11 protein-coding genes are annotated in these 13,576 nt (G+C 46.5%); 6 read left to right on the forward strand and 5 right to left on the reverse strand.

What is annotated here, in order from left to right; all coding sequences use genetic code 11:
- The coding region (locus IM753_RS11760) for a WG repeat-containing protein (protein ID WP_194109361.1) at positions 1 to 376 on the reverse strand (376 nt) is incomplete at its 3' end.
- Between the two features lie 14 nt (positions 377 to 390).
- The gene (locus IM753_RS11765; RefSeq protein ID WP_065256508.1) at positions 391 to 2,115 is read right to left on the reverse strand and encodes a WG repeat-containing protein; all 1,725 of its coding nucleotides are present in this window, start codon (positions 2,113 to 2,115) and stop codon (positions 391 to 393) included.
- Positions 2,116 to 2,342: 227 nt separating this feature from the next.
- Here IM753_RS11765 and IM753_RS11770 point away from each other — a divergent pair, with 227 nt between their 5' ends.
- The 6 genes from IM753_RS11770 (at position 2,343) to IM753_RS11795 (ending at position 7,741) form a co-directional block, all read left to right on the forward strand.
- Positions 2,343 to 3,032 carry a pirin family protein gene (locus tag IM753_RS11770; RefSeq protein WP_194109362.1) on the forward strand — a complete coding sequence of 230 codons (690 nt, stop codon included), beginning with the start codon at positions 2,343 to 2,345 and terminating at the stop codon, positions 3,030 to 3,032.
- Between the two features lie 344 nt (positions 3,033 to 3,376).
- The gene (locus IM753_RS11775; RefSeq protein ID WP_065256510.1) at positions 3,377 to 4,981 is read left to right on the forward strand and encodes a cytochrome ubiquinol oxidase subunit I; all 1,605 of its coding nucleotides are present in this window, start codon (positions 3,377 to 3,379) and stop codon (positions 4,979 to 4,981) included.
- A 2-nt stretch (positions 4,982 to 4,983) separates the two neighbouring features.
- Complete coding sequence (cydB, locus tag IM753_RS11780) at positions 4,984 to 6,123, forward strand: cytochrome d ubiquinol oxidase subunit II (protein ID WP_065256511.1); 1,140 nt, start codon at positions 4,984 to 4,986, stop codon at positions 6,121 to 6,123.
- A 10-nt stretch (positions 6,124 to 6,133) separates the two neighbouring features.
- Positions 6,134 to 6,265 carry a cytochrome bd-I oxidase subunit CydX gene (gene cydX / locus IM753_RS11785; RefSeq protein WP_065256512.1) on the forward strand — a complete coding sequence of 44 codons (132 nt, stop codon included), beginning with the start codon at positions 6,134 to 6,136 and terminating at the stop codon, positions 6,263 to 6,265.
- A gap of 185 nt (positions 6,266 to 6,450) precedes the next feature.
- Positions 6,451 to 7,032, forward strand: a complete 582-nt coding sequence (locus IM753_RS11790) for a hypothetical protein (protein ID WP_065256513.1) — start codon at positions 6,451 to 6,453, stop codon at positions 7,030 to 7,032.
- Positions 7,033 to 7,072: 40 nt separating this feature from the next.
- Positions 7,073 to 7,741, forward strand: coding sequence for a hypothetical protein (locus IM753_RS11795; RefSeq protein WP_065256514.1), 669 nt, complete (start codon positions 7,073 to 7,075; stop codon positions 7,739 to 7,741).
- A gap of 106 nt (positions 7,742 to 7,847) precedes the next feature.
- Here the strand turns inward: IM753_RS11795 and IM753_RS11800 are convergent, their stop codons facing one another.
- The 3 genes from IM753_RS11800 to ptsP all read right to left on the reverse strand — a co-directional run bounded on the left by IM753_RS11800 (position 7,848) and on the right by ptsP (position 13,530).
- On the reverse strand, positions 7,848 to 9,524 hold the full coding sequence (locus IM753_RS11800) for a fructose-specific PTS transporter subunit EIIC (RefSeq protein ID WP_197035913.1): 1,677 nt from the start codon (positions 9,522 to 9,524) through the stop codon (positions 7,848 to 7,850).
- A 132-nt stretch (positions 9,525 to 9,656) separates the two neighbouring features.
- Entirely contained in the window at positions 9,657 to 10,640 is a 984-nt protein-coding gene (locus tag IM753_RS11805; RefSeq protein WP_194109363.1) for a 1-phosphofructokinase family hexose kinase, read from the reverse strand.
- Between the two features lies 1 nt (position 10,641).
- Positions 10,642 to 13,530 (reverse strand): phosphoenolpyruvate--protein phosphotransferase, encoded by a 2,889-nt coding sequence (gene ptsP, locus IM753_RS11810; RefSeq protein WP_194109364.1) that lies wholly within the window; start codon positions 13,528 to 13,530, stop codon positions 10,642 to 10,644.
- Positions 13,531 to 13,576 lie beyond the last annotated feature (46 nt).

Genomic DNA, 13,576 nt, shown 5'->3' on the forward strand with positions numbered 1-13,576 from the left:
TCTTGCCTGTTTTATCAACAAAACTCCATTTACCATTTTGCTTCACCCCTGCTAGACCTTCTAAAAAGTTAAAAGCAAAGTCATATTGAATAGGAATAATCACTTTGCCTGTTTTATCAATATATCCCCATTTGCCATTTTGACTTACTCCCGACAAACCTTCTTTAAAATCCAAAATATCATCATATTGAATAGGAATAATCTGCCTGCCATTTTTATGGACAACTCCCCACTTATTATTTTTTGCCACTTTTGCCAAATCATCCACCAAGCAACTCACAGTATCATACTCTGACATCTCTGGCATTTCACACGCCAAAGCAGATAAGGGCAAAAGGGATAGGGTGATGATAAGGGGGTTTAGAAATTGTTTCATAATTGTTTCCTTGGTTAGTTAATGCGTTTGCCTGTTGTGTCTATATAAAAGGTTTCGCCGTTTAATGATACTTTGGCTTTACCATTGATAAAAACCCAAACATAATCATATTGAACAGGGATAACCACTTTACCTGTTTTATCAATAAACCCCCATTTGCCGTTTTGTTTTACTCCTGCCAAGCCCTCTGAAAAGCTCCAAACATAATCATATTGAATGGGAATAACCACTTTACCTGTTTTATCAACAAAACCCCATTTGCCGTTTTGTCTTACTTTTGCCAAGCCCCCTGAAAAGCTCCAAGCATTATCATATTGAACAGGGATAACCACTTTACCTGTTTTGTCAATATATCCCCATTTGCCGTTTTGTTTCACTCTTGCCAAACCATCTGAAAAATTCTGAGCATCATCATATTGAATGGGAATAACTAATTTGCCAAAATCATCAACAAATCCATACAATCTATCTCTTGATACTTTAATTCTATCAGCAGTCTTAAGTTGCATCCCATAGGAATTCTCAGATGGTGTATAAATTCCATCATAAGGCTTCTTGTTGATGATGTTGGTTTGATTGTCCATAAGATAATAATCGTAATAAAAAAACTGATCCTCTTTGACTTTTTCTAACAGAATCAAATTTTCTGATAAGCGTTCGATATTTTTGTATTTGATGGGTATTATGGCATGATTATTTTTGTTAATCATGCCATATTTGTCGTTTAGCCTAACAATGGACAAACCATGTCTAAACCTGCCTGCCGAGTCATAATCCAGTGGAATGACTTCTTTTCCTGTATCATCAATAAAACCGTTTTTGCGGGTTTCTTTGTTATAAACAACAGCCAATCCCTCCGAAAAATCTCCAAGATAATCATAAATAAAAGGCGTGAGTGGCTTAGCTTGACTGTCAAACAATCCAAATTTTGTGTCTTTTGTTGCCCTTATCAAACCCCCAGATAAAAAGTCAATTTCTTGGTAAGAAAAAGGCAAGATAATCTCTCCTGTTTTGGTAATAACCCCTTTGTGATTGTCATCGGCTTTTGCAATAAATAAATCATCAGTTGCCATGCTAAGATATTTATATTCTGGCTTAACAACAATTTTACCATTTTTATCAATCAGCCCATAACGGTAGCTTAAATATTTGGTTGGTTGTCTTTGATGTATTTTTGCCACACCATTGGGCAGTTTTTGTATAAAACTATATTCAAAAGGTAAAACGATATTGGAATTTTTATCAATTAAACCAAATTTATTATCTTTTCTGGCTAATATCAAATCTTGTGAAAAATACTCCAAAAGACTGTACTCAACAGGTATGATAACTCCCTTTGTTTTATCAATCCAACCAATCTTTTTATTTTGTGTTACTTGAACGATATTATTTGAAAAATCAAAGATATCATCGTAATCGGTGTATATGGTTGGTTTACCTGTCCGGTCAATGAATTGCCATTTGCCATTGCTTTTTACGCCTGCCATGTTTTGATGAAAAGAATGTATTTCATCATACAAAAAATCAATGATAAGTTGGTTATTTTTATCAATAAATCCCCATTTGTTATTTTTCTTGACACCAATTTTATTTTCAGACACATCCAATATATCATCGTATGATAAAGGAATGATGATGTGATTGTTTTTGTCAATCATGCCCCATTTGCCGTTTTGTTCCACACTTGCTAAACCACCCTGCAAACAACCCACATGATTATATCCCGTTACCTTTGGCACTTCACACGCCAAAGCGGATAGGGGTAAAAGGGATAGGGCAAAAATAAGGGGCTTGATATTTATGATGATTTCCTAAAAAGTATGGGTTTATCATAATCAATTTAGGCGATATTGACAAGCGTGTTTTATTTTTCCCATTAAGAAAAGATACATCAACCAAACCGCTATTTATTTACCACTTTTAAAGATTTATAATGGGATAAATTTTAAAAACATCAGGTATTTTTATGATTATCCCTAGACTGTCGCACGAGCGTGGTTTTGCCGAGCATGGTTGGCTAACCAGTCGCCATAGCTTTTCGTTTGCCGATTATTATGACCCTAATTTTATGGGCTTTTCTACCCTTAGAGTCATCAACGAAGACTGGATAGCCCCAAGCATGGGCTTTGGTATGCACCCACACAAAGACATGGAGATTTTGACCTATGTGTTGTCGGGGTCGGTCGCTCATAAGGACAGTATGGGCAACAGCGAGACCGTGCCAGCAGGCGAGTTTCAGCTCATGTCAGCAGGGACGGGCGTGCGTCATTCGGAGTTTAACCCAAGCGACACGGACGAGCTACATCTGTACCAAATCTGGATAATGCCCAATCTCATGGGCGTAACCCCACGCTATGAGCAGGCAAGATTTGATGACCATATGGGCGGTACGCTCATCCTGTCGCCCACAGGGGAGAGCGGGTCGTTTGTGGTGTATCAAGACATGAAGCTGTGGCGGTATCAGTTGGACGGCGAGCAAGTCGTGAGCCTTGATAAAGGCAGAGCCTACTGGCTACAAGTCGCCAAAGGGTCTGTCATGATAAATGGTACACAGTATCAAGCAGGCGATGCGGTGGCGATAATTGATGAGAACCAAATCATCGCTCAAAGTGATGAATTTGCAGAATTTTTGTTGTTTGACTTGCCGATGTCGTAGATTTGGCATGGCGTTTTTACTCTTTTTATTGACCTTAAAACAGACAAGTTTGGCTTGTCTGTTTTTTGTTTGGGTTTTTGTTTAGGATTTAATTGATGTATTTAAAATGAATAATATTTAACCATTTATCAACAGTTTTCGCCTTGACAAAAATGATTTTTAATCACAAAATTACCCAACAATATGTGTGTCCATTTAGGGTGTGCCTACCATGACAATGCTTTTTTAACAAGCCATGTCAAATTTATTGTCATATAACCCACACTATTTATTATTTATTTGCTTGTTGTTTATATTAGATTATGCTAATATAAATGCCGATATATTATTACACTGGTGAGCCTATGATTACCGAGTCTTTGGTAGATGTCTCACGGCTACAATTTGCCGTAACAGCATTATTTCACTTTTTATTTATCCCCCTAACGCTTGGCATGACATGGCTGTTGGTCATCATGGAGTCGGTGTATGTCATCACAGGCAAAGAGATTTGGAAAGACATGACCCGCTTTTGGGGTAAGCTCTTTGGCATTAACTTTGCTTTGGGGGTTACCACGGGCATTACGATGGAGTTCCAGTTTGGGACGAACTGGGCGTATTATTCGCACTATGTCGGCGATGTGTTCGGAGCCCCACTTGCCATTGAAGGCTTGATGGCGTTTTTCTTAGAATCCACGATGGTCGGGCTGTTTTTCTTTGGTTGGGAGCGAATGAGCCGTGTGCAACATCTCATCACCACCATACTCATGGCACTGGGGACGAACCTGTCGGCTCTGTGGATTTTAATTGCCAATGGCTGGATGCAAAATCCTGTGGGGGCGGAGTTTAACTACCAGACCATGCGAATGGAAATGACCAGTTTCGCCCAAATCCTGCTAAACCCTGACGCTCAAAATAAATTTGTCCATACCGTCTCGGCAGGCTATGTGGTCGGAGCGATGTTTGTGCTGTCGGTGTCGGCTTGGTATCTGCTCAAAGGGCGTGATGTCGCCTTTGCCAAACGCAGTTTTCATGTGGCAGCCGCCTTTGGTTTTGCGTCCATTTGTAGCACCATTGTGTTAGGCGATGAGTCGGGTTATTCTATCGGGCTGGCTCAGCAGACCAAACTTGCCACCATGGAAGCGATGTGGGAGACCGAGCCTGCCCCTGCCGGCTTTAATGTCGTGGCACTCATCAACGAAAAAGAAGAAAAAAACGACTGGGCGATACACGTCCCCTATGCCATGGGTATCATCGGCACACGCTCGCTGGATAAAGAGATATTAGGCATTCATGACATTAAGGAGATTAACGAAGAGCGAATCGTCAGCGGTATCTTTGCGGTCAGTGCCTTAGATGAGATGCGTGCGAGCATGGCAGACGGCAAGGCGGTCAATCCTGAGACATTAGCACAGTTTGAACACCACAAAAACGATTTGGGTTTTGGCTTACTGCTCAAAAAATACACCCATGACGTTACCCAAGCCACCCCCGACATGGTAAAATCCGCCACCAATGACACCATTCCTAAGGTAACACCCATGTTTTGGACGTTTCGTATCATGGTCGGTTTGGGCTTTTTGATGTTGGTGCTGTTTGCCTTATCGCTATTTTTTACCATTAAGGGCAATTTTATGGAGAAAAAATGGCTGTTAAAATTTGCTGTCATCATGCTCCCTGCCCCTTGGATAGCTGCCGAAGCAGGTTGGTTCGTTGCCGAATATGGTCGCCAGCCGTGGACGGTGTATGGGGTATTGCCGACACATTTGTCGGTGTCCAACATCGCCATTAGCAATGTAATATGGTCGCTGATTGGCTTTGTGGTGTTTTATACCATTTTGTTTATCATTGAGATTTATCTGATGCAAAAATACGTCCGTCTGGGCCCTGCCAGTCTCGGCACAGGGCGGTATTTTGGCGAAAAAAGCGACAAAAACATCATCAACCCCAATGAATTTAAAGGAGTATAACCATGCTATTTGATTATGAAACTCTAAAATTCATCTGGTGGCTCATCATCGGTATCTTGCTCATCGGCTTTGCGATTATGGACGGTCATGACATGGGCGTGTGTAGTCTGTTGCCCTTTGTCGGCAAAACCGACAAGGAACGGCGTGTGGTCATCAACACCATTGGGGCTCACTGGGAAGGCAATCAGGTGTGGTTCATCACGGCAGGCGGGGCAATTTTTGCCGCTCTGCCCTTGCTGTACGCCACGGCATTTAGCGGGTTTTATTGGGCGTTAATGGCGGCATTGTGGGCGTTGTTTTTTCGCCCTGTGGGGTTTAAATACCGTAGCATGGTCAAAGATGAACGCTGGCGGACGGCATGGGATTGGGGACTGTTTATCGGCTCGTTCGTGCCTGCCTTGATTTTTGGGGTGGCGTTTGGCAACTTGTTTTTGGGCGTGCCATTTGGTTTTGACAATCAGCTTGTCTCTACTTATACTGGCTCGTTTTGGGGTTTGCTGTCGCCCTTTGCCCTGCTCTGTGGTCTGGTGAGTGCCTTTATGATGATAACCCAAGGCGGGGTATATTTGGCTCATCGCACAGTCGATGACATTCAAGCTCGCACCAAAAAATTAACCACTATCTCTGCCGTCATCATGTCGGTGCTGTTTGTATTGGCAGGCTTTTGGGTGGCAAACCTTGACGGCTATGTCATCACCAGTTCGGTGGACAAAAACGCCTTGATTGACCCCGCAAGTAAGACCGTCATCACCGAACAAGGGGCGTGGCTTGCCAATTTTAAGGCAAATGGGGCATTGTGGGCGTTTCCTGCCTTGGGTGTCATCATGCCTATCGTGGCGGTGCTTGTCATGAAAGCAGGACGCACCTTGACTGCCTTTGTGCTGTCTAGCGTGGGCGTGCTTGGGGTGATTATGACCGCAGGCGTGGCTTTATTTCCTTTTTATATGCCGTCATCGTCCGACCCCCGTTCGAGCTTGACCGTGTGGGACAGCACGTCTAGCCAGTTTACACTCATGGTCATGGTCTATGTGGTGGTGTTTATCCTGCCTGTGGTGGTCGGCTACACGAGCTGGGCGTATGCCATCATGCGGGGCAAGGTTACCAAAGCTTACATTAAAGAGAACGAACATACACTATATTAGGAGATAACTCATGTGGTATTTTGCATGGATATTAGGATTGGGCTTTGCCGTACTGCTGGCGATTATCAGTGCCGTGTGGGTAGAGTTTGAAGACAGCCGAGAAGAAGCGTTCTATGGTAAGGATAAGGAGCGGGATGGGTAAGGTTAATTCATGCTTTTTATCAATTCAAATCGGATAGGAGACTGTCCGATTTTTTATTTTTATCCGCAAAAGTCATCATCAATAAAACCGATTTGGTAAATAAAAATTATCAATTACCGCTTGACGCACCCCCCCCCCGACGATATATAATACCCATTTGTCTAATTCATGGATGGGTAACTGTCATGTTAAAAAATGTTTTTGCCAAAATTCTTTTGGTGTCTTATTTATTCTTGTTTGGTGGTATTGGCTTGGTGGGCATGCACTTTTTTAGCAATCACAATGCCAGTACAGGCGGTGGCATACCCGCAGAGTCCGCCCTAAGTGTGGTTGAAGGTAAAGTGGTTGAAGGTCGTGATGTTACCTTAGAGACCAAACGTCGCCGTGGACCAAACAGCGCCGAGCAGTTTTATGAGCTGGACGTACAGCCAACATCAGGACAGATGGTCAAGCTACGACTAGACCATGATTTGGAGCAGTCTCGCATTGAGAGCGTCCTAGAAGAACAAATCACCGCCAAATATGATGCCACTGATGAGAACATCACTTATGACATCGTCATGAATGGTACAGGGGTCATCACCTACCAAGAGATGGCAACCAAAGCCCAAATCAAAGCGGACAAACAAGCTGAGTTTTTTGGCGATGATGCGATGTTGCAGGCAGGGATTTCATGGATTATCATGGGCATGATTGGCTTGCTTGGTCGTCATCTGCTTACCCGTAGTCGCAAACCTGCCAAGACCCCAACTCAGGATAATGCCTAATTTTATTTAAATTTCGTTTAACCCAAAGGAGATAACTCTCATGAAAAAAGCAATCCTACCACTGAGCTTGGTTGCTCTATTGACTGCCTGTGGCGGTGACAAAACAGAAACCGCCCCGCCAGCACCAACCACAGCCGAAACACCAGCAACGCCAACAACACAACCTGCCCCAACCGAGCCTGCCGTTGATGTCGCCACAGCAGAAGAGACTCCTGCCACAACCGTTCATCCCTTGACAGATGCAGCAAAACTACAAAAAGTTCAAGATGAACTGCTGGCACTGCCCCAATTTGCAGGCAAGGAGTTAAAATTCTTCCAAGGCGTTAATTTTACTGACATCCAAATCAGCATTGACATCCAAGACCCCGACAAGCCTGAGAATATTGATAACTACATCTACAAATGGTCAGACGGCAAATGGAGCGAACCCACTCCTGTTCAACTCTCTGGCGGTGGCGATTTAGAACCAAACCTAACACCAATGCACGACTTGCGTTTTGCTGACGTAGCGGACAAATTCATCAAGCTATACAACGAAACAGTGGAAAAAGACGACTTGACCCCTATTGAAGAAGTGCCAAGCGTGGTGAGTTATGTGTTGTTCGTGCCAAACCAAGACCGTTTCTGGCAGACATCACTAGATACTGACCGTGCCAAAATGTTGCTACGCATGAACACAGACGGTACTTTTAGAGAAATACTAAAATAAAACTAACAAAACAACCTAAATTAAAATCGGACGGGAGACTGTCCGATTTTTTACCGTTCAATTTTTATAACACCAAAAACCCTGCCAGCCGACAGGGTTTTTATCATTATGCCACCATTTTTTGCGGTTCTTTTTGGCGGATAAAGGCATACAGCACGCCAGTTACCACGCTGCCAACCGTGATAGCCACCAGATACATGAGCGGTTGTGAGACGAACGGTATCACAAACAGTCCGCCATGCGGTGCTTGTAGCCCGATACCAAGCCCCATAGAAATCGCCCCTGCCAACGCCCCACCGACCACAGACGCGATAATCACACGAGCAGGGTCAGCCGCCACAAAGGGCAACGCCCCTTCTGAGATAAAGCACAGACCCAGCACAAAGGACGCTTTGCCAGCGTTACGCTGATTGTCATTAAACTTATTTTTGGCAATCCACGTCGCTATCGCCATGCCAATGGGCGGCACCATACCCCCTGCCATTGCCGCCGCAATCGGTGTAAACACCCCTGAGGCAATCATACCCACCGAGAATGTATAGGCCGCCTTATTCACAGGACCACCCATGTCGGTACACATCATCGCTCCCAAAATCAGCCCCAAGATAATGGCATTGGTGTCATTCATGGTTTTTAGCCACTCGGTTAGGGTGGTCATGAGTGCCGCCACAGGCGGATTAATGGCATAGACCATAAGCAGACCGACAATGAGCGAACCCAATAACGGCAATATCAAAATCGGCTTTAAGGACGTCAAACTGGCAGGTAGTTTGACGACATCATTTAAAAACTTGACCGTATAACCTGCCAAAAAGCCAGCAATAATACCACCCAAAATCCCCGCCCCTGCGGTATTGGCAAGCATACCACCAATCAAACCCACCGCCAAACCGGGGCGGTCAGCGATAGAGTACGCCACATAGCCGGCAAACACCGCAATCATCAAGGCGAATGCACCGCCCCCACCGATGTCCATGAGTGCTTTTGGTAAGCCAAAGGCAATGCTCTCATCTTTGAAGGCTTCCACGCCAAACATAAAGGACATGGCAATGAGCAAACCACCTGCCACCACCAATGGTAACATATGCGACACGCCTGTCATTAGGTGCTTATACAGCCCTTTTTTCTCATCGCTCTCGCCTGCCGTGCTTGCACTTTGGGTGCCACCATAAACGCTTGCCTGCTCAAAGGCTTTGGCAAATTCTTGCTCGGTTTTTTTGAGTGCCAGTCCTGTGGACGTGCGGTACATTTTTTTGCCACTAAATTTGGACAAATCCACGTCAATATCCGCCGCCACAAACACCAAATCCGCCTGTGCCACTTCGTCTGCCGTGATGGCATTACCCACGCCAACCTGTCCACGGGTCTCTACCTTGATATTCCAGCCCTGTGCTTTGGCATAGTTCTCAATGGCTTCTGCCGACATAAAGGTATGAGCCACCCCTGTCGGGCAAGCGGTTACCGCCACGATGTTACGCACCGATGAAGTTGCCGACTTTAAAACCGCTTGGTCGGTTTGGGTAGGCGTAAGCAGTGTCTTTAAATAATCCACATCGCCAAATTTGGCTGAGTCAAGCTCGTGCTGATTTAGATAAATGACCTGCTCGGTGCTGGCTCGCTCATCATCAGTGATGACAATGCTCACACCATGAGCGGTGTTTTTGTCTGTGGTAAATTGTGCATCAATGCCATTTTTTTGCAAACTGGCAACCAACTGCTTGGCAATGAGCAAGCCATAAGCAGAATTATCCGCCACGCTAATGGCATAAGTTTTGTTTGTCATAGGGTTTGCCTATTTTTATTTTTAAATTTTAATGCTTAACATGGATATGATTAAGACAGTTTTATCAAGGTAAATCAATCCGCCCCATAGCCAATTTTTTAAAATGCGTTTTTAAACTGCCTTCAACTTAGATTAAGCTAATTTTTCCACAGCAACCTGCTCAATTAAGTCATTTAGCACGTCCTGCTCTGGCACTTTAAAGCCAATGATAGAGACCGCATGAGCCGATAACGCAGTGGCACGCACCAACGCCGTCTGTGGCTCGTCATTGGCTAATAACCCAAAAATCATGCCTGCCACAAAGGTATCGCCTGCTCCGACTGTGCTTTTGATTTTCATGGTTGGCGGAACGGCACGATACAGCTCACGAGTCTCGCCATGACGTCTTAGCCAATGCACGCCCCGCTCGCCCATAGACACAAAAATATGCTCAATATCACTGTGAATCTCATCAAAAAGTGCCACCTGCTCATCTAAGCTCTCAACAGGCACGCCAAAGACTTCGGTCAGCTCATCGGTGTTAGGCTTGATGAGCCATAACGGATAACGCATGGCGATTTTTAGGGCTTCACCACTGACATCAACCGCCACTTTATCATGAATGTCGGTCAAAACCGTCAACAAATGGTCAAAATCCGACAAACCAAAACCTGTCGCCAAACTGCCAGCAATCAGCACCGCATCACAGGTAGGGGCAAGCTGTGCCACCTGCTCAAAAAAGTGCAGTTTGTCGGTCTCGGTAACCACAAACCCTTGTCCATTGACATCTGTGGTACGCCCAATGCCATAATAATCATCGGTAAGCTTAATGTTGGTGCGAGTAATGCCTGCCACACGCACAAAGTTATCCGCCACTTGACCCAAATTTTCGCTGTGATTGAGTGCTTCACGCTCGCCAAAGAGCCGATTAAAAATGCCGTCATTATCGCCACCTAAGAACCCTGTGGCAACGGTATCCACACCCAAATCCGCCAAAATCTGAGCCCCATTTAGCCCCTTGCCTGCGGCGTCCATTTGGCTAGATACGGCACGATTGACCGCTCCTAGTTTTAATTCGTCCAGACTGACAGTTAGGTCAATGGCAGGGTTTAGGGTAATGCAAAGTACTTGTGTCATCTTAGGATTCCTTAGCAACGGTCAAGGCACGCACTTCGCCAGCACTGGTGCAGGCTAGGGCTTTTTTGGCAAGGTACTGGCAATCGGCAAAGTTTAGCTCACGCACCACCGCCTTGGCAAGGGCGATACTGCCTGCCGACATGGACAGCTCGTCCACGCCCAGCCCCACCAGTATCGGTATGGCTCGCTCATCGCCTGCCAGCTCGCCACACACGCCCACCCATTTGCCGTGAGCGTGGGCGTTGGCAACGGTGTTTTGGATAAGTCTTAGCACGCTTGGGTGCAGACCGTCCGCGTCCTTTGAGAGCGTGGCATGACCACGGTCAATGGCAAGGGCATACTGAGTCAAGTCGTTGGTGCCAATGCTAAAAAAGTCCACTTCACTGGCAAACACATCCGCCATGACCGCCGCACTTGGTACTTCTATCATCATGCCTACTTGGAGCTTGTCATGGGGGTGGTCGGTCAGTACTTTATCTAGTATGGCTTTGGCATCGTGCCATTCTTCTAATCTGCCTATCATGGGAAACATGATAGGCAAATCACGCCCCTTGGACGCCTTAATCAAGGCGATGAGCTGATTTTCTAATAAAGCAGGCTGTCTTAGGGTCAAGCGAATGCCACGCACCCCCAAAAATGGGTTGTCTTCAAACGGCATGGGCAGATATGGCAAAGGTTTATCGCCACCGACATCTAAGGTACGCACCACGAGCGGGCGACCGTCTAAGGCATCAAACACCTGTGTATAATCCGCCACCTGCGTGTCAATATCAGGCACGCTCTGATGACTCATGAACACAAGCTCAGTACGCAGTAGCCCCACCGCTTCCGCCCCACTCTCCACCGCCATCTTAGTATCATGAACATTACCCAGATTGACGGCAATCTCCACCTGATGACCATCTTGGGTAATGGCAGGATTTAGGGCGGTTTCACTGGCTAGGCGTTTACGCTCCGCCCAGCTTGCTTGCTCAGCTTTGGCGACCGCCACCATCTCATCGGTTGGTGCAACCACAAACCAACCTTGACCGCCATCTATCAGCACCTGTTCGCCATCGTTAATGTCAAGCACGCCCTTGCCCGCCCCCACAATCGCAGGAATGCCCAACGCTCGGGCAACAATCGCACTGTGCGAACTGGCACCGCCCACCGCCGTGATAATCCCTGCCACTCGTGCAGGGTCTAGGCGTGCCACATCGGACGGTAGTAGGTCTTCTTTGATAAGCACATACGGCTCATCAGGCTCGGCAGTGAGTGCTTGTCCTGTCAGCTTGGCAAGCACTTTTTGTCCGACATCTCGCAAATCCGCCGCTCGCTCGGCAAGCAGATGATTGGCAACGCTCGCCTGCACTTTTGCCAACTGCTCAATATGAGCGTGCCACGCCGCCGCCGCCGATAGCCCATCATCAATGCCATCTTTTGCCCCGTGCGTTACTTCTTCATCATCAAGCAGAGCCACATGAGCGGTAAAAATCTTGGCAATGGACATTTTTTTGGCGTGCTGTACAAAGTCGGTCAGCTCTGCCTTGACCGCCCCAATCGCCTGTTGCAAGCTCGCCCACTCGCTCGCCTTATCGCCCCCTTGCACCGCATAATCAAAGCGTGTTTGGCGTGCCACAAATGCCACACCATGAGCCAGCCCTACTGACGCTGATGTGGCGTGCGTGCGTTCGCCTTTGGTGATAATGGTATTATCGGACAAGTCAAGCACAGGGGCAGGTTCATGATTTTCTTGGCTATTTGCTTGGTTATTAGTTATCGGTGTTACTTCTTCGCCCAGTCCGTCTTGTACCGCTTGGATAAGTTTGGGGAGATACTCGGTTGCATCGGTATTCGGCTCGGCGATGAATGTTAGGCTCTGCCCCCGTGTCGCCCCCAGTGAGAGCAGTTTGGTTAGGCTTTTGGCGGAGACATACGCCCCATTATCCACCGCCACTTTTAGCTCGCCTGTCGCCCCTTTGGCAAGCTCGGACAAGGCAGTGGCAGGACGTGCGTGCAACCCATGAGCATTAAGCAGTACCACACTTGCCGATTGCCAATGCACGGCACGCTCGGCACCAAGCCACTCGGCAAGCTCGCCCACGCTAAGGGCAGTCAGCTTGGCATTAAATTCATCATTTAACAAAACATCGTACACCCCTGCTAATGCCTGCTTATCGGTGTGGCGATTGCCAGCAATCACTGCCAACGCTTGCACCGTCTTATCCTGCCATGCTAGGGCTTTTTTGGCAACCACCAACGCTAGGGCAGGCTCGGCAACCAGCTCATCATGCTCTAAGGTTACACAGCCCAAATGTGATGACAGTTGCACAAAGGCAGGACGAATGCCAACCACCCCTGTTATCTTGCCTTGATTTTTTAATACATTGACCGCCACGCCATACAGCTCATCGATATCGCTGGCTACTACTTCGGTTTTTAATAAATTCTCATGCACCAAAAAGCTGGTTTTGTCGTGTGCCTTATCGCCATTGATGATTGCGATGATTTGCTCTGGCGTCTTAGCGTTTTTGATGTCATCTGCCACATCATCGCCAAGCGTGCGAGTCAGTTGCCTTAAAATGGACAAATGCTCATCGGATTTGGCACAAATCCCCACCAACAAATACGCTCGCTCGCCGTCATCATTCCACACCACGCCATCGGCAAAATGCACGAGTCGCACCCCTGTTTGTTGCACACAAGCACGTGATTCTGGCGTGCCATGCGGAATGGCAATCCCCTGCCCCAGATAGGTACTGGTCTGTGCTTCACGGGCTTGTAGTCCCGCAAGATAATCGGCAGTCGCCAGTCCGTCTTCACTCAATATCTTGGCAAGTAGGGATAAGGCTTCGTCTTTATTGGTAGCCTGTGCATTCATACGCACGTCAGTGGCGGTGAGATTTAACATAGATTTCCTTATAAGATAAAGGATAATTTAAAATATTTTTTAATGG

The organism is Moraxella sp. K127 (genome assembly GCF_015223095.1).
GTDB lineage: Bacteria > Pseudomonadota > Gammaproteobacteria > Pseudomonadales > Moraxellaceae > Moraxella.

Excerpts from the sequence above, each read along its gene's own strand:
- IM753_RS11805 (WP_194109363.1), bottom strand. The coding sequence starts at position 10,640 with ATGACACAAGTACTTTGCATTACCCTAAACCCTGCCATTGACCTAACT.
- cydX (WP_065256512.1), top strand. The coding sequence starts at position 6,134 with ATGTGGTATTTTGCATGGATATTAGGATTGGGCTTTGCCGTACTGCTG.
- cydB (WP_065256511.1), top strand. The coding sequence starts at position 4,984 with ATGCTATTTGATTATGAAACTCTAAAATTCATCTGGTGGCTCATCATC.
- IM753_RS11770 (WP_194109362.1), top strand. The coding sequence starts at position 2,343 with ATGATTATCCCTAGACTGTCGCACGAGCGTGGTTTTGCCGAGCATGGT.
- IM753_RS11800 (WP_197035913.1), bottom strand. The coding sequence starts at position 9,524 with ATGACAAACAAAACTTATGCCATTAGCGTGGCGGATAATTCTGCTTAT.
- ptsP (WP_194109364.1), bottom strand. The coding sequence starts at position 13,530 with ATGTTAAATCTCACCGCCACTGACGTGCGTATGAATGCACAGGCTACC.
- IM753_RS11790 (WP_065256513.1), top strand. The coding sequence starts at position 6,451 with ATGTTAAAAAATGTTTTTGCCAAAATTCTTTTGGTGTCTTATTTATTC.
- IM753_RS11795 (WP_065256514.1), top strand. The coding sequence starts at position 7,073 with ATGAAAAAAGCAATCCTACCACTGAGCTTGGTTGCTCTATTGACTGCC.
- IM753_RS11775 (WP_065256510.1), top strand. The coding sequence starts at position 3,377 with ATGATTACCGAGTCTTTGGTAGATGTCTCACGGCTACAATTTGCCGTA.